This window comes from Youhaiella tibetensis, assembly GCF_008000755.1.
GTDB classification, from domain to species: domain Bacteria; phylum Pseudomonadota; class Alphaproteobacteria; order Rhizobiales; family Devosiaceae; genus Paradevosia; species Paradevosia tibetensis.
Window position 1 is genome coordinate 2,948,324 of record NZ_CP041690.1, and the last position, 24,747, is coordinate 2,973,070.

At 65.2% G+C, this 24,747-nt stretch carries 30 protein-coding genes and 1 tRNA gene; 12 read left to right on the forward strand and 19 right to left on the reverse strand.

Annotated elements, in window-relative coordinates; genetic code table 11:
- The first annotated feature begins 39 nt into the window (after positions 1–39).
- The gene (locus FNA67_RS14400) at positions 40–669 is read left to right on the forward strand and encodes a GNAT family N-acetyltransferase (RefSeq protein ID WP_147656492.1); all 630 of its coding nucleotides are present in this window, start codon (positions 40–42) and stop codon (positions 667–669) included.
- Here the strand turns inward: FNA67_RS14400 and FNA67_RS14405 are convergent.
- From FNA67_RS14405 to denD, 4 genes are all read right to left on the reverse strand, one after another.
- Positions 635–1,957, reverse strand: coding sequence for a lipopolysaccharide biosynthesis protein (locus FNA67_RS14405; RefSeq protein ID WP_147656494.1), 1,323 nt, complete (start codon positions 1,955–1,957; stop codon positions 635–637). The genes FNA67_RS14400 and FNA67_RS14405 overlap by 35 nt on opposite strands.
- On the reverse strand, positions 1,954–3,114 hold the full coding sequence (locus FNA67_RS14410; protein WP_147656497.1) for a lipid II:glycine glycyltransferase FemX: 1,161 nt from the start codon (positions 3,112–3,114) through the stop codon (positions 1,954–1,956). Before FNA67_RS14410 ends, FNA67_RS14405 begins: the two co-directional genes overlap by 4 nt.
- Before the next feature lie 115 nt (positions 3,115–3,229).
- On the reverse strand, positions 3,230–3,901 hold the full coding sequence (locus tag FNA67_RS14415) for a YjbE family putative metal transport protein (protein WP_049705821.1): 672 nt from the start codon (positions 3,899–3,901) through the stop codon (positions 3,230–3,232).
- Between the two features lie 96 nt (positions 3,902–3,997).
- On the reverse strand, positions 3,998–4,978 hold the full coding sequence (gene denD, locus FNA67_RS14420) for a D-erythronate dehydrogenase (protein WP_147656499.1): 981 nt from the start codon (positions 4,976–4,978) through the stop codon (positions 3,998–4,000).
- Between the two features lie 168 nt (positions 4,979–5,146).
- On the opposite strand from denD, the gene FNA67_RS14425 reads away from it, so the two are divergent.
- The 4 genes from FNA67_RS14425 (at position 5,147) to FNA67_RS14440 (ending at position 10,964) form a co-directional block, all read left to right on the forward strand.
- Complete coding sequence (locus tag FNA67_RS14425; RefSeq protein ID WP_049705822.1) at positions 5,147–6,250, forward strand: microcin C ABC transporter permease YejB; 1,104 nt, start codon at positions 5,147–5,149, stop codon at positions 6,248–6,250.
- 1 nt (position 6,251) lies between these two features.
- Positions 6,252–7,436, forward strand: a complete 1,185-nt coding sequence (locus FNA67_RS14430; RefSeq protein ID WP_049705823.1) for an ABC transporter permease — start codon at positions 6,252–6,254, stop codon at positions 7,434–7,436.
- On the forward strand, positions 7,433–9,037 hold the full coding sequence (locus tag FNA67_RS14435) for an ABC transporter ATP-binding protein (RefSeq protein WP_147656501.1): 1,605 nt from the start codon (positions 7,433–7,435) through the stop codon (positions 9,035–9,037). The genes FNA67_RS14430 and FNA67_RS14435 overlap by 4 nt, the downstream gene beginning before the upstream one ends.
- A gap of 73 nt (positions 9,038–9,110) precedes the next feature.
- On the forward strand, positions 9,111–10,964 hold the full coding sequence (locus FNA67_RS14440) for an extracellular solute-binding protein (protein ID WP_147656503.1): 1,854 nt from the start codon (positions 9,111–9,113) through the stop codon (positions 10,962–10,964).
- A 142-nt stretch (positions 10,965–11,106) separates the two neighbouring features.
- On the opposite strand, the gene FNA67_RS14445 is transcribed toward FNA67_RS14440, so the two are convergent.
- A tRNA-Lys gene (locus FNA67_RS14445) sits at positions 11,107–11,182 on the reverse strand.
- Positions 11,183–11,368: 186 nt separating this feature from the next.
- Here FNA67_RS14445 and FNA67_RS14450 point away from each other — a divergent pair.
- Complete coding sequence (locus FNA67_RS14450) at positions 11,369–12,163, forward strand: mechanosensitive ion channel family protein (RefSeq protein WP_170267321.1); 795 nt, start codon at positions 11,369–11,371, stop codon at positions 12,161–12,163.
- Between the two features lie 3 nt (positions 12,164–12,166).
- Here FNA67_RS14450 and msrA read toward each other — a convergent pair whose 3' ends face one another.
- Positions 12,167–12,784, reverse strand: a complete 618-nt coding sequence (msrA, locus tag FNA67_RS14455) for a peptide-methionine (S)-S-oxide reductase MsrA (RefSeq protein WP_049705827.1) — start codon at positions 12,782–12,784, stop codon at positions 12,167–12,169.
- A 127-nt stretch (positions 12,785–12,911) separates the two neighbouring features.
- Between msrA and FNA67_RS14460 the strand changes: the two genes are divergently transcribed.
- On the forward strand, positions 12,912–14,015 hold the full coding sequence (locus FNA67_RS14460) for a pyridoxal phosphate-dependent aminotransferase (protein ID WP_147656507.1): 1,104 nt from the start codon (positions 12,912–12,914) through the stop codon (positions 14,013–14,015).
- Between the two features lie 147 nt (positions 14,016–14,162).
- On the opposite strand, the gene FNA67_RS14465 is transcribed toward FNA67_RS14460, so the two are convergent.
- The 9 genes from FNA67_RS14465 to FNA67_RS14495 all read right to left on the reverse strand — a co-directional run bounded on the left by FNA67_RS14465 (position 14,163) and on the right by FNA67_RS14495 (position 20,542).
- Entirely contained in the window at positions 14,163–15,731 is a 1,569-nt protein-coding gene (locus FNA67_RS14465; protein ID WP_147656509.1) for a 2-isopropylmalate synthase, read from the reverse strand.
- 119 nt (positions 15,732–15,850) lie between these two features.
- A complete protein-coding gene (locus FNA67_RS21965) occupies positions 15,851–15,994 on the reverse strand; it encodes a hypothetical protein (protein ID WP_170267322.1) in 144 nt (47 codons plus the stop codon).
- A 61-nt stretch (positions 15,995–16,055) separates the two neighbouring features.
- A complete protein-coding gene (locus FNA67_RS14470; RefSeq protein ID WP_147656511.1) occupies positions 16,056–16,484 on the reverse strand; it encodes a hypothetical protein in 429 nt (142 codons plus the stop codon).
- A 107-nt stretch (positions 16,485–16,591) separates the two neighbouring features.
- Positions 16,592–17,488: a PhzF family phenazine biosynthesis protein gene (locus tag FNA67_RS14475; protein WP_147656513.1), complete on the reverse strand. Its 897-nt coding sequence runs from the start codon at positions 17,486–17,488 to the stop codon at positions 16,592–16,594.
- 2 nt (positions 17,489–17,490) lie between these two features.
- Positions 17,491–17,991: a heme-degrading domain-containing protein gene (locus FNA67_RS14480; protein WP_147656515.1), complete on the reverse strand. Its 501-nt coding sequence runs from the start codon at positions 17,989–17,991 to the stop codon at positions 17,491–17,493.
- Positions 17,991–18,464, reverse strand: a complete 474-nt coding sequence (locus FNA67_RS14485; RefSeq protein ID WP_147656517.1) for a GFA family protein — start codon at positions 18,462–18,464, stop codon at positions 17,991–17,993. Before FNA67_RS14485 ends, FNA67_RS14480 begins: the two co-directional genes overlap by 1 nt.
- Before the next feature lie 21 nt (positions 18,465–18,485).
- A complete protein-coding gene (locus FNA67_RS22400) occupies positions 18,486–18,617 on the reverse strand; it encodes a hypothetical protein (RefSeq protein ID WP_280176962.1) in 132 nt (43 codons plus the stop codon).
- A gap of 254 nt (positions 18,618–18,871) precedes the next feature.
- A complete protein-coding gene (gene ilvC, locus FNA67_RS14490) occupies positions 18,872–19,891 on the reverse strand; it encodes a ketol-acid reductoisomerase (RefSeq protein ID WP_049705835.1) in 1,020 nt (339 codons plus the stop codon).
- Between the two features lie 24 nt (positions 19,892–19,915).
- On the reverse strand, positions 19,916–20,542 hold the full coding sequence (locus FNA67_RS14495) for a TetR/AcrR family transcriptional regulator (RefSeq protein ID WP_049705836.1): 627 nt from the start codon (positions 20,540–20,542) through the stop codon (positions 19,916–19,918).
- Positions 20,543–20,757: 215 nt separating this feature from the next.
- Here FNA67_RS14495 and FNA67_RS14500 point away from each other — a divergent pair, with 215 nt between their 5' ends.
- Together FNA67_RS14500 and rpsU are read left to right on the forward strand one after the other, a co-directional pair.
- Entirely contained in the window at positions 20,758–20,955 is a 198-nt protein-coding gene (locus tag FNA67_RS14500; protein WP_147656519.1) for a hypothetical protein, read from the forward strand.
- A 153-nt stretch (positions 20,956–21,108) separates the two neighbouring features.
- Positions 21,109–21,375, forward strand: a complete 267-nt coding sequence (gene rpsU / locus FNA67_RS14505) for a 30S ribosomal protein S21 (RefSeq protein ID WP_049705838.1) — start codon at positions 21,109–21,111, stop codon at positions 21,373–21,375.
- 8 nt (positions 21,376–21,383) lie between these two features.
- Here rpsU and FNA67_RS14510 read toward each other — a convergent pair whose 3' ends face one another.
- The 4 genes from FNA67_RS14510 to FNA67_RS14525 all read right to left on the reverse strand — a co-directional run bounded on the left by FNA67_RS14510 (position 21,384) and on the right by FNA67_RS14525 (position 23,223).
- A complete protein-coding gene (locus FNA67_RS14510) occupies positions 21,384–21,632 on the reverse strand; it encodes a hypothetical protein (RefSeq protein ID WP_049705839.1) in 249 nt (82 codons plus the stop codon).
- A 238-nt stretch (positions 21,633–21,870) separates the two neighbouring features.
- Positions 21,871–22,125, reverse strand: a complete 255-nt coding sequence (locus FNA67_RS14515) for a hypothetical protein (RefSeq protein ID WP_147656521.1) — start codon at positions 22,123–22,125, stop codon at positions 21,871–21,873.
- A 54-nt stretch (positions 22,126–22,179) separates the two neighbouring features.
- Complete coding sequence (locus FNA67_RS14520) at positions 22,180–22,386, reverse strand: cold-shock protein (protein ID WP_049708047.1); 207 nt, start codon at positions 22,384–22,386, stop codon at positions 22,180–22,182.
- A 246-nt stretch (positions 22,387–22,632) separates the two neighbouring features.
- The gene (locus FNA67_RS14525; RefSeq protein WP_147656523.1) at positions 22,633–23,223 is read right to left on the reverse strand and encodes an NAD(P)H-dependent oxidoreductase; all 591 of its coding nucleotides are present in this window, start codon (positions 23,221–23,223) and stop codon (positions 22,633–22,635) included.
- Between the two features lie 135 nt (positions 23,224–23,358).
- Between FNA67_RS14525 and FNA67_RS14530 the strand changes: the two genes are divergently transcribed.
- The 3 genes from FNA67_RS14530 to FNA67_RS14540 all read left to right on the forward strand — a co-directional run bounded on the left by FNA67_RS14530 (position 23,359) and on the right by FNA67_RS14540 (position 24,731).
- Positions 23,359–23,715: an ArsR/SmtB family transcription factor gene (locus FNA67_RS14530; protein WP_145976757.1), complete on the forward strand. Its 357-nt coding sequence runs from the start codon at positions 23,359–23,361 to the stop codon at positions 23,713–23,715.
- A gap of 2 nt (positions 23,716–23,717) precedes the next feature.
- Positions 23,718–24,203 (forward strand): SRPBCC family protein, encoded by a 486-nt coding sequence (locus FNA67_RS14535; RefSeq protein WP_147656525.1) that lies wholly within the window; start codon positions 23,718–23,720, stop codon positions 24,201–24,203.
- A 105-nt stretch (positions 24,204–24,308) separates the two neighbouring features.
- Positions 24,309–24,731: a hypothetical protein gene (locus tag FNA67_RS14540; protein WP_147656527.1), complete on the forward strand. Its 423-nt coding sequence runs from the start codon at positions 24,309–24,311 to the stop codon at positions 24,729–24,731.
- Positions 24,732–24,747: the final 16 nt, after the last annotated feature.

The window sequence follows — 24,747 nt, forward strand, 5'->3', positions numbered from 1 at the left end:
GAATGCGCCGTGATCTGGCCAAATGGGGGACGCTGCGCCATGACCGACGCGATGACCGACGCCGCCGTGGCCGCGCCTGAGGCGACGGCCGCCCGGTCGAGCGTGGCCCTGCTCGCTCACCGGCCGGCGCGTCATGGCGAGATCAAGCTCATCGTGTCCCAGCTCCACGCCGTCATCGATGAGTCGCCCTTCTACAACGAGCGCTTCAAGGCCTTCGAAAAGCGCCGCCTCTCGGCGGGCTACCTCGAGGCGCTGATGGAGGCCGACCCCTGGCACGTGCTGACCGTTACCCACCGCCAGGAGGTGGCCGGCGCCATCATTTCCGGGCCCGAGTTCGGTTCGCTCTTCCGCTATTGGTCCTGGGTGGCCCCGCAGTTTCGCGACACGCGGGTGAGCATGTACGGCATGCGCGCGTTCGAAGAGACCTTCGACAACGGGCGCTTCCACAAGGTCTTCACCTATGTGCGCCCGGAAAACGAGACTTCGCTCGCCCTTCTGCGCCGCTACGGCTACCGGCAGGTCTGCCTGCTCGAAAAGCACCTCTTCGGGCTCGATTTCGTGCTCATGGAAAAGCCCTACACCAAGCAGGTGGAGGGCTATGACAGCGGCATTCGCCTTGGGCGGCTCGCCGCCGCTAGGCGCTGGTTGAAGCGGCTTGCAGCGCCCTGAGGCGCGGGAAGATCGACACGTCGATGCGGGCCGCCGCGTAAGCCGTGCGCCAGAGCGCCAGCGACCACACCGTTATGGCGATGAGCGCGGCCACGGAAGCCCCAATCAGCCCCCATACCGGCACCAGCAGCAGGTTGGCCGTGAACAACGTTACCATCCCCAGCCCGATTGACGGCAGGCTGGCATAGGGCCGGTCGTGGATGGAAAGCACGAGCGAGGCCGGCCCGAACACCGAACGCACCACCGAGGCCAGGCACAGCAGCGCCAGCGGAATTGCGCCCGCGGTGAACTTGGGCCCGAAGAGCATCAGCGCGAACGGCCCGCCCACGGCCATGATCACGAACAGCACGAACGAAAGGCCCGTCGCCACCAGGTTGGCGTCGCCGACCTTGCGGTTGAAGCCCTCCCTGTCGCTCTTGGCCTCGGCCTCGAACATGTCGGGCACCGTGACCGCATAAACGGCCGCCACGCCGAACGAGACCAGGCTGAAAAGGCGCGTGCAGACGCCGAATATGGCCAGGTCCTCGCGGCTCAGATGCCCGGAGAGCAACAGCAGGTCGATATCGAAGAAGAAGTCCGTGGCGATGCCGATCAGCACCCATGGCGCCGCGAAACGCCACCAGCGCCGCACCTGCGCGGGCGCGGGCTCGACATCGGTCGGCAGCTTGCGCGCCGTGGCCACCACGAAGCCGAACTGCACCAACGCAATGACGAAGCAGAGCCCGGCGAACACCGCCATCATCTGGGAGAAACCCTGGCTCGGCTCCACCAGCGCCAGGCAGATGAGAAACGCCGAGATCGCCGCGATCGGCCGGAAGAGCGATTCCGAGAAATAACCGGCGAGCGGCCGCTTGAGGCCGACCAGCACCGCGCAGCTCACGTAGACGGTCGAGGCGCTGAGCGCCAGCACCACCGTGGGCACCCAATGGCTCTTGAGCACTTCGCCCGGCTCGCCGATGAAGCCGACGAAGGGCCAGGCCAGTATGCCGACGGCCAGTGCCACCAGCACGATGTGCCCATAGGCGCGCAGCAGGAAAGCGCGCAGCGAGCGCCCGTCCCCCTTGGCGCGATATTCCGACGCGAAATAGGCCCCGATGGTCTGGAAGCCCAGCGGCATGACCATCGCGATCAGGTTCGTGGAGGCCACGATGATGAGATACTCGCCCAGAGTTCCCGCACCCCAGGCGCGCGCGATCCCCGCCTGGGCGAGGAACGTGATGCCGGCGCCAGAAAGGCGCGCTCCGAAGATGACTGCGGATTGGGAAACCAGCCGCCGAAAAAGGCTCATGCGCTATCCTCGTTGCGCGCCTGATCAGGCTTTGCGCGATCCGACCGTATCCGGTCCGCCAGTCGACGGAGATGCTGCACTGCGTCACGTGCGGCAAACGCGCCCAGTCCCAGCATCAGTGGTACGGGCGCCGAAGCGAAGTTGGCGACCTGCGGCACGGGGGCAATCACCCCCGCGTCACCGACCATCCCCTTCTTAAACTGATGGAGACCCTGAAATCCGTCGGTCCCTCCTAAATCATACCAGCGGGCGCGCGTGTTATCGCGCAGCCAGCGGATGATGTGCCAGTGCATGAAGTACCCGGCGCGCAGCGGCAGCGCCCTGTCGTTGGTGGCTCCGTAAAGGTAGACGGCACGGTCGCCGGCCTTGAAGATGATGGCCCCGCCAACCGTCTCCTCCCCCTGCCGGACGAAGAACAGTTCGGGCCGCAGCGCCTCGTCCTCGATCGCCATGAGCCCGGCGACGGTTTCGTAGGCCGAATGGTCGGGGAATTTCTTGCGGTCGGTCATCGCCAGGTAGAGCGCATCGAACTCGGGCAGGCGCGAGGCGGGCGCATGCTCGAAGACGAGTTCCTGCTTCTCGGACTTGTTGAGGTGATAGCGCCACTTCTGGTGGAAGCTCTTGCGCTGCTCGGCATCCGTGAGGCGCAGGTTGACGATGTACCGGTTGGGAAACAGTAGCGCCGAACCCTTGCGGAAGCCGCGCTGCCAGAGAAACTCGGATTCGGAGTTGACCGGCGTCAGCGACGCGCGCGGCAGTACCGAGAGCATCAGCTTGCGCTTGTCGGCATATTCGCCGACCAGCGCCTCGATCATGCCCTGATAGATGGCATCCGCGTCCCCGCGCACTTCGTCCCTGAGGAGCGGGCCCCACTTGGAAACGGCGATGGCGCCCAGTCGCAGCGGCAGGGGCTGGATCATGACCAGCACGCCGCCAACCACCTCGCCATGCAGGCGGAACAGCAGCGCCTCGTGCTCGACCGAGGGCCAGCGGGTCCTGGCAAAGACGTAGAGCTGCTCCTGGCACACGCCGTCGAAATGGGTGGCGATCCGGTCCCAGGCTTCTCCGCTCACGCGCTCGACCGACAGGTCGGCCCGGCGCGGCGCCGCCTGGCGCGGCGCGTCGGATTGGGTCGCATGTTCGGCTGCCAGTGTCACGGTTGCCCTCCGGCCAGTTGCATCTGGTCGGCACGCTACCCGCGGGCGGTGAGCAAATCCTATAGCGAGCCGGTAAAACCCGCCCTTTCTATCGCCTTGGTTACGAAACCGTTGGCTAGAAGAACGGGATCACCGGCAGGGTGTGGCCGAGCAGCTGGTCGATGCCGTGATAGACCATACGCACTGCCACATAGAGGATGATGACGAGGCCGATCCACGAGATCCAGCGGTACTTGTGGAGGAGCCCGGCGATCAGAGAAGCGGCGACACCCATCAGGATGACCGAGAGCGCCAGACCGAAGATCAGGGCCTCCAGATGGTGCTGAGCCGCGCCGGCGACGGCCAGCACGTTGTCGAGCGACATCGAGACGTCGGCGATTATGATCTGCCAGACTGCCTGGCGCAGGGTCTTGCGCGGCGCCTTGCCGGCAATCTTGCCGTCGGCATTCTGGTCTTCGTTCGCCAGGGCCTCCTGGGCCTCGTGCTCTTCCTCGTGGCTGACCGTGAGTTCGCGGTACATCTTCCAGCACACCCAGAGCAGCAGCAGGCCACCGGCGACCAGCAGGCCGCCGCCGAGAGAGAGCAACTGGGTGGTGATGAGGGCGAACCCGATACGCAGCACCGTCGCCGCGATGATGCCTATGAGGATCGCCTTCTGGCGGATCTCTTTGTCGAGCCCGGCTGCCGCCAGGCCGATCACGACGGCATTGTCGCCGGCGAGTACGAGATCGATGAGGATGACTTGGATGAACGCGGACACCATCGAATAGTCTAGACCGAAAGGCATCCGGCAAATCTCCCCACAAAAAACAGGCGGCAAAAGCCGCTGGCGGCTATGTGGTGAACCCTCGCGCAAATGTGAAGGGGGCCATCGGGAAAAATTTCACGATACGAACCCTTGCTCGCGCGCGTACTGCTCGACGAACGTCCGGGCGTCCCTGTCGGGAGTAATCCCCAGCCCGGCCGCACGGGCGCTCGAGACCTCCGCCGGCCAGCTGCGCACCATCGGCAGGACTTTCGGATCGTCCCGGAACGTCACGCGTCGCCGCGCCTCGGGCCCGGCGATCTCCTCGAGGGCATCGAGCATTTCACGCACCGTCACCTGCACCGCCGGCAGCACCAGCGCCCGAGGCCAGCCGAAGGTCTCGGTCGGCAGGTCATGGACCTGCAGGATCGTCTCGATGAGCCTGCCCGGCGACATCAGCGCGATGGGCACGTCGTCCGGCACCGGGCAGACGGTCTCGCGCCCGGCCAGCGGCTCGCGGATGACCGCCGATATGAACGAGGAGTTGGCCAGGTTCGCCTTGCCGGGCCGCACCGCGATCGTCGGGAAGCGCAGCGCCCGCCCGTCGATGAGGCGCCGGCGGTCATAATCTCCGATGAGGTATTCGCAGCAAAGCTTCTGCACGCCATAGGACGACATCGGCGTGGGAATGGTCGCATCGCTCACATGCGTCGCCTGCGGCCCGCCATAGACCGCGAGCGAGGAGGCGAAAAGCAGCTTGGGCCGGCGTCCGCTCTCCGCCGCCAGGTCGAGGAGCGTCCGCGTGCCGTCGAGGTTGACGCGCAGTCCCAGTTGCAGGTCGGCCTCCGCCCCGCCGCTCACCACCGACGCCAGGTGGAAGATCGTGTCGGGGGTCCCATCGAGCGCATCGGCGAGCACCGCCCGCTCCGTGACGTCGCCTGTCACGATGCGCACGCGCGCGTCGGCCAGCGGGCGCTCGGGCGCCACCTGGTCGAGGATGGTCACCCGGTCGACGGCCCGCCGGACCCCGTTCTGGTCCACCATATCGTTGCGCGCCAGAACCGCCTCGGCCAGCCGGTAGCCTATGAAACCGGCGCCGCCCGTGATCACCACATGCATATGAACCTCCCTGCTTCCTACAATCTTCCATACCAGTTACGAAAAAAGGCAAGGCAAAAACCGCCGCGGCCCCTCACCGCCTGTTGATTTGGTGCAAAGCCCACGGCACCTTACGGATGGGTTCGGCGAAGCGGGAAGTGCGAGCGGGACTATAGGGTTGGAGAGCGCATGAGCGCTTACATACTGCGACGTCTCCTGCTGATGATTCCGACTGTGTTCGGCATCATGGCCGTCACTTTCATCGTCGTTCAGTTCGCCCCCGGCGGTCCTGTCGAACAGGCCATCGCCCGCATGAGCGGCACCGCCGTATCGGCGACCTCGAGCGTCTCGGGCAGCCAACAGGGCGATTTTGCCGGCCAGGGCCAGACCAGCGAGAGCGACAAGGCCTCCCTCTATCGCGGCTCGCGCGGCCTGAGCCCGCAGCTCGTGGCCCAGCTCGAAAAGCAGTTCGGCTTCGACAAGCCCCCGCTCGAACGCTTCGGCCAGATGCTCTGGAACTACCTGCGCTTCGATTTCGGCAAGAGCTATTACCGCGACATCTCGGTGATCGACCTCATCAAGGAAAAGATGCCGGTGTCGATTTCGCTGGGCCTGTGGATGACGCTGCTCGGCTACGGCATCTCCATTCCCCTCGGCATCGCCAAGGCCGTCCGCGACGGCTCACGCTTCGACGTCTGGACATCGGGCGTCATCATCGTGGGCTACGCGCTGCCGAGTTTCCTCGTGGGCATTCTGCTCATCGTGCTGTTCTCGGGCGGCAGCTTCCTGAGCTGGTTCCCGCTGCGCGGGCTCACGTCGGACAATTTCGCCCAGCTCTCCTGGCCCATGAAGATCGCCGACTACTTCTGGCACCTCGCGCTGCCCATCACCGCCATGGCCGTCGGCAGCTTCGCCACGCTGACCCTGCTCACCAAGAACTCGTTCCTCGAGGAAGTGCGCAAGCAATACGTCACCACCGCGCGCGCCAAGGGCCTGTCGGACAACCAGATTCTCTACCGGCACGTCTTCCGCAACGCCATGCTGCTGATCATCGCCAGCTTCCCGGCAGCGTTCGTGGGCGCCTTCTTCTCCGGGTCGCTGCTGATCGAGACCATGTTCTCGCTCGATGGCCTGGGCCTGCTCGGCTTCGAATCCGTTCTCAACCGCGACTATCCGGTCGTCTTCGCCACCCTCTACATCTTCTCCGTGCTGGGCCTGATCATCACCCTCATCTCCGATCTCACCTATATGTGGATCGACCCCCGCATCGATTTCGAAAAGCGCGGGGCCTGACATGCGCTTCGTCACCGCCGGCCTCGCTCCGCTCCACTTCCAGGCCTACGCACCGCCCGACGCCGTCGTCGCCGCCCCGGCCCCGCCGCGCTCGCGGCTTTCCCCCATCAACCAGCGGCGCCTCGCCAATTTCCGCCGCAACCGGCGCGGCGTCTGGTCGCTGTGGATCTTTCTCGTCCTCTTCGTGGTCACGCTCTTCGCCGAGGTCATCGCCAACGATCGGCCGATCATCGCCTTCTACAAGGGCGAACTGCTCGTCCCCGCTTTCGTGGATTACCCCGAAGCCAAGTTCGGAGGCTTCCTCGCCGTCACCAATTTCCGCGACCAGGTGAACCAGGACGAGATCAACGCCAACGGCTGGATGCTCTGGCCGCCGATCCGCTTCTCCTATTCCACCGTCGACGACTCCCTCTCGATACCGGTCCCCTCCCCGCCATCGTGGATGCTCACGCCCGAGGTCAACTGCGCCCGCTTCCCGCAAGGGGTCGATGACCCCAACTGCAACTGGGGCAACTGGCACTGGCTGGGAACCGACGACCAGGGACGCGACGTGCTGGCGCGCCTCATCTACGGCTTCCGCATCTCGGTGCTGTTCGGTCTGACGCTCACGATATTCTCGTCGGTCATCGGCATCTTCGCCGGCGCCATCCAGGGCTATTTCGGTGGCTGGGTGGACCTGATCGGCCAGCGCTTCATCGACATCTGGACCTCCGTTCCCCAGCTCTACCTGCTGCTGATCCTCTCGAGCGTGATCGCGCCCAGCTTCTGGGTGCTCCTGGGCATCCTGCTGCTGTTCTCATGGGTGGCGCTGGTGGGCGTGGTGCGCGCCGAGTTCCTGCGTGGCCGCAATTTCGAGTACGTCAACGCCGCGCGCGCCCTGGGTGTCTCGAACGCCACCATCATGTTCCGGCACCTCCTGCCCAACGCCATGGTCTCGACCCTCACCTTCATGCCTTTCCTCCTGTCGGGCTCGGTCACCACCCTCACCTCGCTAGATTTCCTCGGCTTCGGCCTGCCCGTCGGCTCGCCCTCGCTGGGCGAACTGCTCTCGCAGGGCAAGGAGAACCTGCAGGCGCCCTGGCTCGGCATCACCGGGTTCATCACCATTTCGCTCATGCTCAGCCTGCTCGTCTTCATCGGCGAGGCGGTGCGCGACGCCTTCGATCCGCGAAAGACCTTCGGATGACCGGCCCGCTGCTCTCCGTCCAGGATCTCTCGGTTCGCTTCACCAATGGCGAGCAGGTGCTCGACGCCGTCAAGCACGTCTCCTTCGACATCGAGAAGGGCAAGACGCTCGCCATCGTCGGGGAATCCGGCTCGGGCAAGTCCGTCACCGCCCTCTCGATCCTCAAGCTCCTGCCCTATCCCGCCGCGTCGCACCCGACCGGGCGCATCCTCTTTAACGGGGAAGACCTGCTGGCTATCGACGAGCGCCGGCTGCGCGGCGTGCGCGGCAACACCATCTCGATGATCTTCCAGGAGCCGATGACCTCGCTCAATCCGCTCCACACGGTCGAGCACCAGATCGGGGAAGTCCTCAGCCTCCATCGCGGCATGGGCCGGACGGCGGCACGCGCCCGCACCATCGAGCTGCTTGGCCTGGTCGGCATCGACAACCCCGAGCAGCGCCTTGCCGCTTTCCCCCATCAGCTTTCCGGCGGCCAGCGCCAGCGCGTCATGATCGCCATGGCCCTGGCCAACGAGCCCGACCTGCTCATCGCCGACGAGCCGACAACAGCGCTCGACGTGACCGTCCAGGCCCAGATCCTGGCGCTCCTCAAGGACCTCCAGGCGCGCCTGGGCATGGCCCTGCTCTTCATCACCCATGACCTGGGCATCGTCCGCCGCCTCGCCGACGAAACCTGCGTGATGACGCAGGGCGAGATCGTGGAGCGCGGCCCCACGGCCGAAATCTTCGCCCACCCCAGCCACGAATACACGCGGCACCTCCTCGCCGCCGAGCCCACTGGCAGGGCGCCCGCCACCGATGAGAGCGCCGAGACCGTCGTCGAAGCCGACAACCTGCGCGTCTGGTTCCCCATCCGGCGCGGCCTGCTGCGGCGCACCGTCGGCCATTTCAAGGCGGTCGATGACGTCTCGCTACGCGTCCGCAAGGGCCAGACCCTGGGCATCGTCGGAGAATCGGGTTCCGGCAAGACCAGCCTGGGCCTCGCCCTCCTCCGCCTCATTTCCTCGAACGGGCGCATCGTCTTCCTGGGCAAGGACATCCAGAACCTTGGCTGGAAGGAACTGCGCCCCCTGCGCCGCAACATGCAGGTGGTGTTCCAGGACCCCTACGGCTCGCTCAGCCCGCGCATGTCGGTGGGAGACATCATCGAGGAGGGGCTCAAGGTCCACGAGCGTACCCTCTCGCCGGCCGAACGCGAGGCGCGTGTCGCCCAGGCGCTGGTCGAGGTCGATCTCGATCCGCAGGCGCGCCACCGCTACCCGCACGAGTTTTCCGGCGGCCAGCGCCAGCGCATCGCCATCGCCCGCGCCCTCGTGCTGGCGCCCAGCCTCATCGTCCTCGACGAGCCGACCTCGGCCCTCGACATGAGCGTGCAGGCCCGCGTCGTCGACCTCTTGCGTGACGTGCAGCGCCGGCGCGGCCTCACCTATGTCTTCATCTCGCACGACCTGCGCGTCATCCGCGCCCTCGCCAACGACGTGATCGTCATGCAGGGCGGCAAGGTGGTCGAGAGCGGCAGCGCCGAACAGATCTTCGCCGCCCCGCAGAGCGAATATACCAGGGCGCTGATGTCGGCGGCCTTCGATGCGGCGGTGTGACCGGCCGGCCCCTGTTGTGCCGCGCCTGTTCCGTCCTAAAATCAGGGCGAATAGCCCAAGGGAGTGAAATGACATGAAGGCCCTCGTCTCGATTGCCGGGTTCGCCATGGCGGCTCTGCTCAGCGTGCCCGCGCTGGCGCAGGCACAACATGGCCCCTGGATGAGCGCCGTCTCGATGATGGGCGAGCCCAAATACAAGGATGGCTTCGCCCATTTCGACTACGTCAACCCGGACGCTCCCAAGGGCGGCCTGGTGCGCCTGTCGTCCGAGGGGGGCTTCGACACCTTCAACCCCATCCTGCCCCTGGGCGAACCGGCGGTGGGCATGGGCCTTGTCTACGAAACCCTGATGACGCCCTCGAGCGACGAGGTCTTCACCAAATACGGGCTTCTCGCCGAGTCCATCGCCTTCCCGCCCGACTATTCGTCGGTCTCCTTCAAGCTCAACCCCAATGCCAAATGGCAGGATGGCGAGCCGGTCACCGCCGAGGACGTGGTGTGGTCCTTCAACAAGCTCGTCGAGCTCAACCCCACCCGCCAGCAATACTATGCCGACGTCAAAAGCGCCGAGATCACCGGCGACGGCGAGGTGACTTTCACCTTCGACAAGACCGGCAACCGCGAACTGCCCCTGATCATGAGCGAAATCCCCGTGATGCCCAAGCACTGGTGGGAGGGCAAGGACGCCAGCGGCAAGCAGCGCGACATCGGCGCTTCGACGCTCGAAATCCCTGTCGGCTCAGGCCCCTACAAGATCAAATCCTTCACTGCCGGCCGCACTCTCACCTTCGAGCGCGACCCCAACTACTGGGGGGCCAACCTGCCGGTGAACATCGGCCAGGATAACTTCGACCAGATCCGCTACGAGTATTTCCGCGACACCGACGTCGAATTCGAAGCCTTCAAGGGCGACCAGTTCGACTGGTGGGACGAGAACCGCGCCAAGCGCTGGGCCACCAGCTACGACTTCCCCGCCGTCAAGGACGGGCGCGTCATCCAGGAGATGTTCGAGAACAACTATCGCGACAGCGGCGTGATGGTGGGGTTCATCTACAATCTGCGCCAGGAAAAGTTCAAGGACGAGCGGGTGCGCGAAGCGCTCAACTACGCCTTCGACTTCGAGGAACTGAACCGCACCCTCTTCTACGGCCAGTACAGCCGCATCAGCTCCTTCTTCTACGGCACCGAACTGGCCGCACCCGCAGGCCTGCCCACCGGCAAGGAACTCGAAATCCTCGAGAGCGTGAAGGACAAGATTCCCGCCAGCGTCTTCACCACGCCCTTCGCCAACCCCGTCGCAGGCGATTCAACCAAGCTGCGCGCCAATCTCAGGCACGCCCTGCAACTGCTCGGCGAAGCCGGCTACAAGCTCAATGGCAACCAGCTCCAGGATGCCAACGGCAACCAGCTGTCGTTCGAGATCCTGCTCAACGGCCCTACCATCGAGCCGGTGGCCAGCGCCTTCGCCAACAACCTTAGGAGCATCGGCGTCAACGCCAACGTGCGCTCGGTCGATTCGCCCCAGTTCATCAACCGCCTGCGCACCTACGATTTCGATGTGGTCTATAGCGGCTGGGGCCAGACGCTGTCGCCCGGCAACGAGCAGCGCTTCTTCTGGGGTTCGGAGGCTGCCAAGCAGCAGGGTTCGCAGAACTATTCGGGCATTTCCGATCCGGGCGTCGACGCGCTCATCGACAAGATCGTCTTCGCCACCGACCGGGAAACCCTCGTGGCCGCCACCCACGCGCTCGACCGCGTGCTCCTGGCCCACAATATCGTGGTTCCCAGCTACACCCTGCGCGCCTCGCGCATCGCACGCTGGAACCGCTTCAGCCACCCGGAAAACCTGCCCGAGTTCTCCATCGGGTTCCCCACCGTCTGGTGGTTCGACAAGGACAAGGCCGCCCAGACCGGCGGCGCACAGTAGACGGACCTCTCCGGTGGGAGCCCCAGGCTTCCACCGGCATCATTTCAGATTGTGTTCGCGCGCGTCATCGCGCCTTCGCATGCATCTGCAACACTTTGGGGAGAGACGCCCGGTCCGCCAATGGGATCAAGGACTTAGACGTTGGTGGGTGCGCACGGACTCGAACCGTGGACCCGCTGATTAAGAGTCAGCTGCTCTACCATCTGAGCTACGCACCCGGCTGAACCGCCGGTTCCAACGTGGCGCCTCTCTAGCAAACGTCTTTGTGTCTGTCCAGCGCTCCACACCACTTTTCCGCCAACGGCGTTTTGCTAGGATAAGTTACGCACAGGAACCGGATTTCCATTATGGATCAAAGTGTTAAAGAGGCTTCGAGCCTCATTATGATTCCAGTGGACTGGCTTTTGGCCAATTCCATCTCCATCATTTCTGCACTCCTGGTGCTGGTTTTGGGCTGGTATCTGGCCCGCACCGCCTCCCGCCTGATCGAAAAGACCATGCCGCGCGCCTATGGTGTGGACAAGAATTTCGTTCCCCTGCTCTCCCAGGTCGCACGTTACGGCATCCTGGTGTTTGCCATCATCACCGCCCTGAGCATGATCGGCGTCGCCAGCACCTCGATCTATGCAGCCCTCGCCGCGGCGGGCCTGGCCATTGCACTGGCTCTCCAGAACACGCTTTCCAACATCGCGGCGGGAATCATGCTGATTCTGCTGCGCCCCATCGCCATCGGCGAATTCATCACCGGCAATGGCGTGGCGGGGGTGGTCGTCGAGATCGGCCTTTTCGGCACGCGCCTGCGCTCCTCGAACGGGCTTTACGTCTTCACGCCCAACCAGCAGCTCTGGACCTCGGCCATCACCAACCACAGCCGCGAGCCGCGCCGGCGCATCGACGTCAACGTCTCGATTCCCGATTCGCTCGATATCGCCAAGGCGCGCAAGATTCTCCTGCGCGTCGCCACGGCCGACAAACGCGTCCTCGTCGATCCGCTTCCCAACGTGCATGTGGATAGCTTTTCGGGCAGCACGGTCGCCATGCAATTGCGGGCCTGGGTGGCCACGCCCGACTACCTCGCCACCCTTTACAGCCTCACCGAGGAATCCAAGATCGCCCTCACGCGCGAACTCAACGCCGAGGCCAATCACCAGATCGCCGTCGCTCCGGACCCGAACGTGCCGAGCCCGGAGACGAACTGACCCCTATTCGTGCCCGTTGAGGCCCTCGAATGCCGTCTTGCCCCAGAGGGCCTCGACCTTGGCATTCTTGCCGCACCCGGCGCGATAGGCCTTGTAGTGGGCGGAGTTGGTCTTCCAGAAATTCTGGTGGTAGTCCTCGGCCGGATAGAACTGGCTGGCCATGGCGATGGTCGTGGCGATCGGCTTGCCCAGTTCCTTGGCAACCTGGCCCTTGCTGGCTTCGGCGGCGTCATACTGCGCCTTGTCGAGCGGGAAGAGGCCGGGCCGGTAGCTGTCGCCATAGTCGCAGAACTGGCCCTGCCCGTCGGTGGGGTCGGTCATGTGCCAATAGGCGGCGAGCAGTTTCTCGTAGCTCGTGACCGCCGGATCGTAGGTCACCCGCACCGCCTCGCGGTGGCCGGTGGTTTCGGTCGAGACCTGTTCATAGGTCGGGTTGGCCACGTGCCCGCCGATATAGCCCGAGGTCGTGTCCAGCACGCCCGGGGCATGGTCGAAATCGCTCTCGATGCTCCAGAAGCAGCCGCCCGCGAAGATCGCGACGGCAGTCTCCTTGGCTTGTACGCCGAAGGTGAGCGCGGCGGCCGCCACGGTAACGGCGATGCCAAGCTTGCTTTTTCTCATCTACCCTTCTCCCCGGGGAAATCGCGTCGCACTGTTCGCCCCGTAACGCTTCAATGCAAAGCAAAGATACGTTAGCCAGTGCAGTGAAGTTTCTCCATCGGCCGCGCGCGCAGCTCAAGGTTTCGTTATGTCCCGACCCACCCTCACCCCGCTGGCGCAGAGCCTGCCCGAATCGGTGCCGTTCGTCGGCCCCGAAGCGCTCGAACGGCGTTCGGGCCACCTTTTCCGCGCGCGCCTGGGCGCCAACGAGAGCAGCTTCGGTCCGTCCCCGCGCGTCATCGAGGCCATCGCCGCTGCTGTCTCCAGCGTCTGGAAATACGGCGATCCGGAAAACCACGACCTGCGCCACGCCCTCGCCGCTCATGTCGCCGTTCCCGTCGCCAACGTCATGGTGGGCGAAGGCATCGATGGCCTGCTGGGCCTGGTGGCCCGGCTCTACCTCAACCCCGGCGATGTCGTGGTCACTTCGCTGGGCGCCTACCCCACCTTCAATTTCCACGTCGCCGGGTTCGGCGGGCGGCTCGTCACCGTGCCCTACGAGAACGACCGCGAGAGCCTCGCCGCTCTCGCCGAGGCCGCCCAACGCGAAAATGCCCGGCTCGTCTACCTCTCCAATCCCGACAACCCCATGGGCACCTGGTGGTCGGCCGCCGAGGTCGAGGCATTCGCCGCGAGCCTCCCTCCGACCACGCTCCTCCTGCTCGATGAGGCCTATGGCGAAACCGCCCCTGCCGGCACCATGCCGCCCCTGGCCATCGACCGCCCCAACGTCATGCGCTTCCGCACCTTCTCGAAGGCCTATGGCCTTGCGGGCCTGCGTTGCGGCTACGCCATCGCCGATGCCCCGGCCATCGCCGCCTTCGACAAGGTGCGCAACCATTTCGGCGTCAACCGCCTCGCGCAGGTTGCGGCCCTCGCCGCGCTCGCCGACCAGGACTACCTGCAAGCCACCATCGGCAGGATCGCGGCTGGGCGCGAGGCCATCGCGGCAATCGCCAGCGACAACGGCCTGGTCCCGATCCCGTCGGCCACCAACTTCGTCACCATCGATTGCGGCCGCGACGGCGCCTACGCCCTGTCGGTGCTCCAGACCCTCGCCGCGCGCGGCGTCTTCGTGCGCAAACCCATGGTCCCGACCCTCGACCGCTGCATCCGCATCAGCGTCGGCCGCCCCGAAGAGATCGCGATTCTCGCTGAAGAATTACCCGGCGCACTCAAGGCCGCGGGATAGCGCGAGACTAACCCCGCGCTTTCCCACCGCCGATCTTCCCCGGGCAAGATCGGCGGTGGAGCAAGCCCGTGGGTGGGAAACGACTGAAAAGGTGTCGCGAGCTCGATGGGGCAGCGCCGCTTCACGGCACCTGCCCCACCAAAATCCCTAACCCGCCATCGCGCCTTGTGCGGCCTGGCCGCGGTCGATCAGCAGGCGGTTATAGGCGTTGAGATAGGCGCGGGCAGAAGCCACCAGAGTATCGGGTTCGGCGGCGTTGCCCGAGGCGATGCGGCCGCCCATTTCGAGGCGCACATGCGCGCTGGCCTGGGCGTCGGTACCGCCCGTCACGCCGTCCACCGCGTAGAGCACGAGATGGGGCTCCTTGCCGACGGCCTGCTTGATGGCGTTGAAGATCGCATCCACCGAGCCGGTACCGTCGAAGCTTGCCGTCACCGTCTCCCCGTCGATCGAGAGCGTCATGTCGCAGCGATGCGTGCCGCCGGTCTTGCTCACCACTTCCATGTCGACCAGCTTGATGCGGTCGTCGGCAGAACCGGATTCGTCGTCCACCAGCGCAACGATATCGGCGTCGTAGACATGCTTCTTGCGGTCGGCCAGGTCCTTGAAGCGCACGAAGGCTTCCTGGAAGGCGTTGTCGCCCAGTTCGTACCCGAGTTCGCGCAGCTTGTCCTTGAAGGCGGCGCGTCCCGAGTGCTTGCCCATCACCAGCGTCGTCTCTTTGATGCCGACGCTTTCCGGGGTCATGATCTCATAGGTCTGCGCATTCTTGAGCATGCCGTCCTGGTGGATGCCGCTCTCGTGCGCGAAGGCATTCTTGCCCACGATCGCCTTGTTGTACTGCACCGGGAAGTTCGAGGCCGCCGAGACGATCTTGGAGGCGCGCGCCAGGTGCGTGCTCTCGATTTCGGTATGGTAGGGCATGGCGTCGGCACGCGTGCGCAGCGCCATCACCACTTCCTCGAGCGCCGCGTTGCCCGCGCGCTCGCCCAGCCCGTTGATCGTGCACTCGATCTGCCGCGCCCCGCCGATGACGCCGGCCAGCGAATTGGCGACGGCAAGGCCCAGGTCGTTGTGGCAGTGGGTGGAGAAGATCGCCTTGTCGGCATTGGGCACGGTGTTGATGATGTGCCGGAACATCGCCGCATATTCCTCGGGCACCGCATAGCCCACAGTGTCGGGCAGGTTGATGGTGGTGGCGCCGGCCTTGATCGCCGTATCGACGCATCGCGCCAGAAAATCGAGCGGCGTACGCGTGGCGTCCATGCCCGACCATTCCACATCGTCGATGAGGTTGCGCGCCTGGCTGACGGTCTTGGTGATGATCTCGATCACCTCGTCCTGCGTCTTGCGCATCTGGTGGGCGAGATGGATCGGCGAAGTCGACACGAACGTGTGAATGCGCCCGCGCGGCGCAAAGCGCACCGCCTCGCCGGCGCGGTCGATATCGGCCGGAATGGCGCGGGCGAGACCGGCGATGACCGAGCGCTTGGCGCGCTTGGCCACGGCCACCACCGCCTCGAAGTCGCCATTGGAGGCGATCGGGAAACCGGCTTCGATGATGTCCACGCCCATATCGTCCAGGATCTCGGCAACCTGGAGTTTTTCCTCCAGCGTCATCGTGGCGCCGGGGCTCTGCTCACCGTCGCGCAGCGTGGTGTCGAAGATAAAGACCCGATCCTTGTTGCTCTGCGTGTCGGGGGTCTGCGTAGTCATCTTTGTCAATCCTGATCAAACGGCCGGGCCTGAAAGCCATGCGGCCGGACAAATCTCTTGTTCGGCTCGTTGCGCGCATCCCCTGACCACCCGCCCAGATCGTTCTGGGCCGCCGGCTATCAGGGGCTGATAAGGAGAAGAAGAAGCGCGGGAAGCAGGAGCAAACCAAGCATGATCATCAGGCGGTTGTCCGCCTGGCGCTTGGCTGCAATGGCAATGGCGCGACTGCGCTGCATCGACTGGTCCTGGGTGCCCGTATGCACTTTAGACTCGTAAAATGCGCGAATTCCGCCGCGTGCGCAACCCACTGCGTGCACCAAATGGTTAGTTGAATGCAAAAACCGCCGAGAGCAGCACGCCCAGGAACGCCACCGCCGTGATCTTGCCCGCGGTGGACGCCGTCTCGAGCGCCCCGGCATCCCCGTTCTGCGCCCGCTTGAAGCTGATCCCGCCCACGACGATGGAGACCAGCATCACAACGATAAGCCCCATCTTGAGCCAGAACCAGACACTGGCGCCCGATACGCCCCCGTAGCGCATGACGAGAAGAACCGGCCCCGTGATCAGCAGCACGATCATGGCGGCGCGCCCGATACGGGCGAGAATGCCCGCCATGGCGAACAGCACCGCCCGCGTCTCGGGAATGGCCGTATGAAGCCGGCTTTCGATCAGTGGCATCGCCACCGTATTGGCCCCGCCCGCCACGAACGCGACGATGTGCAGCCACAAGAGGATGTCGTAGAACAGGTCCATGTCCGCCCCCGGCACTCAGCCCTCAACCGATAGCATTGGCGTCGGCCCGGGCAAGGGGCGAATTTCAACTATGCAGAGGTGATTGCACCGGGCCGGCGCGACGCCGGTCAGCGGACCGGTTCGTCCCAGTGCAGCACCCCCTCGGCGATCAGCACCGCCTCTCCGCCGACCCGGCCCTGCACCAGCCTGCCACCCGCCTTGCGCAAGTAGACCTCGATCAGGCTCGGCCGCCCCATCTCGTGCCCCTGCCGGATGCGCACCCGCGCCTCCCCGTCATCAAATCCGATGCGCTCCGCCAGGGCGCCGGTCAGCGAAGCCGCCGCGCTGCCCGTTGCCGGGTCCTCCCCGATCAGCGCCGAGAGCATGCGCGCCGCGTAGTCGTTCTCCGGCTCCTCCGGTGTCGCCGTGAAGGCGAAGACAAAGTGACGGCCGATCGGGAACGTCTCCGCCCAACCATTGGCGTCGAGTCGAATCCGCGCCAGCGCCTGCGCGTCGCGCACGGGCACCAGGTAGTGCTCCACCCCAGCTGACCACACCGCTGGCGCAAACCCCTCGCATCCGATGTCCTCGGGCAAGAGGCCGAGGGCCGCGGCGGTGCGCTCGATCCCCGCCGCCTCCCCCGCCACCGCCGGCAGCCGCGGCAGGTCGAATTCGGCGTGCCCCAGTGTCTGGCTGGCCAGCGCCACATCGGCGACGATGAGCCCGACCTTTTCCTCGATGGTCACGCGCTCCGCCTGATGCCGCAGCCCCAGCGCCACCGATCCTCCAACCGTGGGATGCCCGGCAAAGGGCAGTTCCCCGCCCACGGTGAAAATCCGCGCCGATGCCATATGGGCGCCATCCGCGGGCGCGCTGAGGAAAATGGTCTCGGAAAGGTTGAACTCCCGGGCGATGGCTTGCATCTGCTCGCCCGAAAGCCCATCGGCATCCATGACCACGGCCAGCGGATTGCCCGCGAAGGCGCGGTCCGTAAAGACGTCCAGTATCTGGTAGTTGAGCCGCATGATCAGGCCTCCGGCAGCGCCAGCGCCGCTGCATCCTTGCCCAGGTATTGGGCGATGGCCTTGACCACCACCGCGTGGTCCCGCCGTTCGGGCAGCCCCGAAACGACGATGGCCCCGATCACCCCGGCTCCGGCGACACGGATCGGAAACCCGCCCCCGGCCAGCACGTAATCCTCGGGCGGCAGGGCCCGATGCTCAGCCAGCAACCGGTCCTCGCGCGGCAACTGCTCGAGCACCATGCGATAGCTGCTTTTGTGGAAGCGCCGAACGACATTGGCCTTGCGCCGCACCCAATCGGAATTGTCTGCCGTGGTGCCGGGCCGGGTCATGTAGAACAGTGGCCGGTCCCAAAGCACGATCGAACAGACGATGCCGAGCTTTTCGGCAATCGCCATGTCCCGGATCGCCGAACCGATGGCAAATGCGGCGTCATCGTCGAAGCTCTCGAACACCAGGGCCCGTTCCTGCTCGATGACCCCGGCAATATCGTCGGCGCCGGCCATTATTTCTCTCCCGCGTGCAGCGCGGCCCAGGCCTCGTAAAGCGGTTCGCGGCTGGGGGGCTGGGCCTCGAAATTGACCATGTCCGGATCGATCTCAACCCAGGGCATGCGGCTGGATGTCCACACATTGCCCACCGGCACCGCCCAGGACGGGTCGTCCAGCGTTCCCGGCCGCACGACTTTCATGTCGGGAGCGGCGACCGGATCGTTCCACACGCGCGTTCCGCATTTGGCGCAGGCCACCAGCCGCACGTGGCGCCCGCTGTCGGCGACCTTCTCGTAGAACGTCAGCTCACCCGCAAGATGCCGGAACGCCGAGGTCTTGACCGGCATGGAAATGCCGAAGGCCGCCCCGGTCATCTTCTGGCAGTCGGTGCAATGGCAGTTGTAGACGCCCAGGGGCGGCTCGGTGAGTTCGTAGCGGACGGCGCCGCACTGGCAGCCGCCCTGCTGCGGAAAGCTGGGAAGGGGCAATTGGTGTGTTCCTCGTTGTGGCTATTCGGCCGGGTTTGACGCCGTCTCGCCATGCCGGGCCCGCTCCAGCCGCGCTTCCTGCTTGAGATAAGCCTGGGCATCGCTGGATTGGAACATTTCGAACTCTTCCTCGTGGTCCGAGATCGGCGTCATGGCAGTGCTCCTATAGGACTGCCATTCGTCGCCGTTTTCAACCATCTGCCGGATCCGGACGTAGAAGGCAGGGGACAAGGCCCTCGCCCCCTCCCCACAAAGAGGGGAAGCCATGGGGCCCACCCCTGCCATCGATCTTCCCCCGAACTTGATCGGAGGGCCACGATACCTCCACGCAAGCAGAACGTTGAAACACGCCTCAAAAACAAAGAGGGGCCTCGCGGTCCCCCTTCAATCTCGTCTTGCGCAGAACCTTAGTTCTTCGCCTTGTCCACGAGTGCGCCGGCCTTGATCCAGGGCATCATGGCGCGCAGCTTCTCGCCGACTTCCTCGATCTGGTGCTCGTCATTGAGGCGACGGGTGGCCTTGAAGCGCGAGGCGCCGCCCTTGTATTCCTGCATCCACTGCGAGGTGAACTTGCCGGTCTGGATGTCCTTGAGGATGTTCTTCATCTCGGCCTTGGTTTCCGAGGTGATGACGCGCGGACCCGAGACGTACTCGCCCCACTCGGCGGTGTTCGAGATCGAGTAGTTCATGTTGGCGATGCCGCCCTGGTAGATCAGGTCGACGATCAGCTTCACTTCGTGCAGGCACTCGAAATAGGCCATTTCCGGAGCGTAGCCGGCTTCCACCAGCGTCTCGAAACCGGCGCGGATGAGCTCGACCAGGCCACCGCAGAGCACGGCCTGCTCGCCGAAGAGGTCGGTCTCGCACTCTTCGCGGAAGTTGGTCTCGATGACGCCCGAACGGCCGCCGCCGACGCCCGAGGCATAGGCCAGGGCGATGTCATGGGCATTGCCCGAGGCATCCTGGTGAACGGCGATCAGGCACGGCACGCCGCCGCCCTTCTGGTATTCGCCGCGCACGGTGTGGCCCGGGCCCTTCGGCGCGATCATGATCACGTCGACGGTCTTCTTGGGCTCGATGAGGTTGAAGTGGACGTTCAGGCCATGCGCGAAAGCCAGGGCGGCGCCGTCGCGGATGTTGTCGGCGATGTGGTCCTTGTAGATGTCGGCCTGGAGTTCGTCCGGGGTCAGCATCATGACGAGGTCGGCCCAGGCGGCAGCCTCGGCGACGCTCATGACCTTGAGGCCTTCGCCCTCGGCCTTCTTGGCCGAAGCCGAACCCGGACGCAGGGCGATCACGACGTCCTTGACGCCGGAGTCGCGCAGGTTGAGCGCATGGGCGTGGCCCTGCGAGCCGTAACCGACGATCGCGACCTTCTTGGACTTGATGATATTCAGATCGGCATCCCGATCGTAATAAACGCGCATGGGTCTCTCCTCTTTGCGTCCTTGTTAAGCCCCGTAGAGGGCAAAAAACTGTTCCGTGGCGGCCTTGGCCTCGGTCTCGATCCGCGTCGCCTTGAGCGTCTCGTCGCCCAGCAACATGCGGATCTGGGTGTCGCGCACCACCAGCCCGTAGAAAGTCCGGTAGGCTTCCTCGCTGCTCTCGAACCGCAGCAGCCGGGCATCGCGCCCCGCCTCGAGGATCGGCTTGAGCCGCCGCCGGATCGCCAGCGGCCCGTTCTCGAGCACGATCCCGCCCAGCCCGCGCTTTTCAGCGTTCGCATGGGTAATGGCCAGCCGGTTGAGCGTCACCGACACCTCCCCCACCAGCGTCGCCAGGAGGTCGCGCGCGAACTGCTCGATACTGGTGCGCAGCGACGCAGCATCGATCCGGTGCCGGTCGACCTGGGGCATGCGCACCTTGGCCGCCTGCCACTGCACCGTCGCCGTCAGCAACCCGTCGCGATCGCCGAACCACTTGTAGAGCGTTTCCTTCGAGCACGAGGCGCGCCGTGCCACCGCCGTCATGGTGAGCGCGTCTCCACCCTCGACCAACAGATCGAGCGCCGCCGTCAGCACCTGCTGCTGACGCGGGGTAAAAGCCTCATCCTTGAGCGCAGCCGTCGCCACCGCCAACCATCCTCCATCACTCGCGAAGAAAGGCGTACCGTACCGTACGGTTCGGTGCAAGTGGGAAATGTGGATGCTGAGGGAAGACGAAGAAGAACGGAACTTATCTTCGCACGCCATCGCAGAAACGGGCAGCAGTTTCGGCAGTCAGCTCTCCCTTGACCCTCGTCAATAACGCCCCTCCTCTGGCCGCTACGGTGACCTCTTTCGGGAGGTGCCATATGCCAGGCCGCAAGCGTAACCGTCTCCTGCCATGGTTCATCGGACTGGCGATCGTGCTGGTCGTGATCGGCTATGCAGGCTACCAGATGGTGGCCACCAGTTGCCCCGTCACGCCGCCGATCGTGCTGATGGTTCTCGGCGTCGTGCCCTTCGTCTACCTGGCCCTGATGTACCTGGCTTTCACCAGCCAGGAGTAGCCGGCCGGGGCCGGCACTTGCGCCCTTTCCCCACGGAATCCCGCCCCGAGGTGGCCGCGGGGATCAAATTCTGTTAAGAGGCCCCCTCAAGCGGCCACCCCGGTCGCTTCCGCCTGCCATACCGGTGAGGCGAGCATAAGGTTAGGAAAGTTTTTGCAGGTTCAGGTACGCGACAACAATGTCGATCAAGCTCTAAGAGTTCTAAAGAAGCGCCTTCAGCGAGAAGGCGTGTTCCGCGAGATGAAGCAGCGGAAGTATTACGAGAAGCCCTCGGAAACCCGTACGCGCAAGAAGGCCGAGGCCGTGCGCCGCGCCCGTAAGAACGCGCGCAAGCAGGCGATCCGCGAGGGGTTGATTGCCGGGCCCAAGCGCCCCGCTCGCCCCAACAATGCACGCCCGGCGGCCCGCCCCGCGACTTAAGTTAGGCGCTAGACTGATGGTCCGTTCAATGAGCCGGCCATCAGTCCCTGATGCAGGCGCCTGATCTGGTTCGGCCCCAGCACACGATTTCCGATCTTGAGCGTGGCGCCTCGCAGGCTTACCGGCGCGGCGTGCTCGATTGCAAAACGGACGGCCTTGGCCACGGAGCGGAAACGCCGCGGCCCCTGTGCGAAAGCGCTCGCGCTGTCGCTGCCCAGGAAAAGCTCCCCGGGCGCCTTCAGGATATGGATATGCATTGAGTTCTTTCTGCCGGTTTCGTACCGGTCTGGTTCAGCGCGGCTGGCGCTGGAGCGGGTGTCCGGGCTTCACGCCCTCGCCCTCATTGTCTGTCGTCGCGCCAGGACCGGGACCGGCCGGCGCTCGCGCGCGGCCCGTCTCCGACGGCAAAGCGACGGATCGATGGAAGCCGCCCAAGGCGGCTTGCCGCGCACCGGAGTGGCGGCGTCGGATTGGACTAGCGGTCTGCCGCTTCGCTCATCGTTTGCCGATGGCGATGCTGAACACGCGCTCGTTTGCCGACTTGACGGATTTCGTGGCGGAGCTGGGAGACAGGTCGACTTCCTCGACCACGCGCTCGTTGCTTTCGCCCCAGGATTTCACCCGATAAAGGACCGGGCCTTTTTCGTGCGGCAGGCACGCCACGACTTCGCAAGGCCCCGTTGGGCGGTTGCTGTGCCGCGGTGCGGAACGCAAATCCAGCATCTGACCGACTGCGTAGCGGTGCGACATGGCGCGCTCCTGTAGGTGGCGGAGGCACCGATCGGCGCCTCCACGTTGCTGGCCTCAGGCGAGCTGGACGTTGACCGCGGACTCGCGTCCGTCACGGCCCTGCTCGAGGTCGTAAGTGACCTTCTGACCGTCGGCGAGGCCGGAAATGCCGGCGCGTTCGAGCGCGGAAACGTGCACGAAGGCATCCTTGCCGCCCGTATCCGGGCTGATGAAGCCGAAGCCTTTGGTGGAATTGTAGAACTTGACGGTGCCGTTGATCATGATGGCGCCTTTCAAAACAGCTCGAAGCAGCGCAAACGAGCAGGTTTCTCCCGCGCAACATGCATCGGGAGCCTAAAACGTTTGCAGTTCGCTAGGAAAGCCCATCAACCGGCATTGCCGGGAAGGTCAGGCCGCCAACAGGGGCACAAAACGTATGGCTCTGAGCATCTACCCCAATTGCGCCTAAGTCAAGGCTGCCAAGGATCTATCGCCAATTAAGCCTCGAACGGGCGCCTCGCGGCCCGCCTACCCCGCCACCTCGACCGCCAGCCGCCGCGCTTCGTCCAGCCACTCCGCCCGCTGCGCCTGCGAGCTCGTCGCAACCACCCCGAATAGTCGCCGGGTCAGTTGCTCCACCCCGCAGAAGCCGAGGATGCAGTCGCGCCAGATGCGTTCGAGCGGATCGCCGAACACGGCATGCTCGCGCGCCAGTTCCGTATTGCCAGTGTTGATCACCAGCGCCGCGCGCGTTCCCAGCAGGCCTTCGGGGGGCGAGCCCACATCCTCGCCCTTGGCGAAGGAATAGGCCGCGTTGGGCGCAAAGACGCGGTCGATCCAGCCCTTCATGATCGCCGGCGGCGCGCCCCAGCAATTGGGATGGACCACTGCCAACAGGTCGCTCGCCAGCAGTTCGGCGATATGGGCCCGCACGATCGGATCGGTCGTAGGCTCGCCACGCGACTCGGCCGGTGTCAGCAGCGGCGGAAAGGCCTCCGCCGTGAGGTCATGGAAGGCAACCTCGATGCCCGCATCGGCCCAGGTGTCGCGGATCGCCCGGCCGATGGCGCCGCCAAAACTCTCGGGGTCCGGATGCCCCACCACGACCATTGCCCGCATCGACGCTCCTCCCACCTCGCAAATCGCTTGAGTCTCATAATCTGGCGCCGCCCCGATGGCCATGACCCGAGAGCCTTGACTCCTGCCGTCGCTTAGTCCATAACCATTTCGTTATCGAACGAAACGGTTATCAACATGACCCCCTCAGAACGGCTCGACGCAACTTTCCTGGCCCTTGCCGATCCCACCCGCCGCGCCATTCTGGCGCGCCTGGCGTCGGGCGAAGCCTCCGTTGCCGAACTGGCCGAACCCTTCGACATCAGCCAGCCCGCCGTCTCCAAGCACCTCAAGATCCTCGAGCGCGCCGGCCTGGTCTCGACCGGCCAGTCCGCCACCCGCCGCCCGCGCAAGCTCGAGGCCGCCCCGATGGCCGAGGCTTCCGCCTGGCTCGACGAATACAAGAAGTTCTGGGAGGCAAGCTACACGCGCCTGGATGCCCTTCTCAAGGAATTGCAGACCCCGATCAACGCCAGCGACAAGAGGAAGTCCTGATCATGCCGGCTCCATTGACCGTATCGACGCCCAGCGAGCGCGAACTCGCCATCACCCGCCAGTTCGACGCGCCGCGCGATCTCGTCTTCCTGTGCTACTCCAGGCCCGAACTGATCCGCCGCTGGCTGGGTCCCCCGGATTGGACCATGCCCACCTGCGAGATGGATTTCCGCGTCGGCGGCAAGTGGCGGTTCGTCCTGCGCAGCCCGGATGGCTTCGAGATGGGCTCGGGCGGCGTCTATCGCGAAATCGTCAGCCCCGAGCGCATCGTCAACACCGAGACCTATGACATGGATTGGACGGGCGGCGAGGCCATTGCCACCGTGAGCCTTGTCGAGAACGCCGACGGCACCACCACGGCCACCACCACCGTCCTCTATTCTTCCAGGGAAGCCCGCGACGGAGCCGCCGCCTCCCCGATTGCCGAGGGCATGGAAGTCAGCTTCAAGCGGCTCGACGAGCTTCTGGAAACCCAACCGGCGGCCTGACGCCGCCGGCACTTCAAGACCACCACCGCTGAACGTCAAAGCCCGGAACGCACCCGTTCCGGCAACGGGATCGGCCGCCCATTCGCCGGCCACTAGGAGAAAAAAATGACCTTCGACCTGACCCGCACTACCCCCTCCGGCACCATCGTTTCAGCGCTGCGCAGCGTCGGAGCCGTCGCCGCCGGTTTCCTGGCCATCGCCGCACTTTCGACCGTGGCGGACATCGCCGCGCACAATGCCGGTCTCTTCCCTGCCGACGGCAGCCCCAGCTACGACAACGCCGCCTTCCTCGTCGCCTTCGGCTACCGCACCGCCTTCGGGGTCCTCGCCGGCTACATCGTCGCCCGGCTCGCGCCCCACCATCCGACGGGGCATGCACTGGCGCTCGGCGTCATCGGCCTCGTCCTCGGGGCGCTCGGCGCCGTCTCCATGTGGGGCATGGGCCCCGCCTGGTACGCCATCGCCGTCGCCCTCGTCGCCCCGCCCGCCACCTGGCTGGGCGCCCGCCTCCAGACCAGCCGCCATTGAGCGCATCACCCTTCAA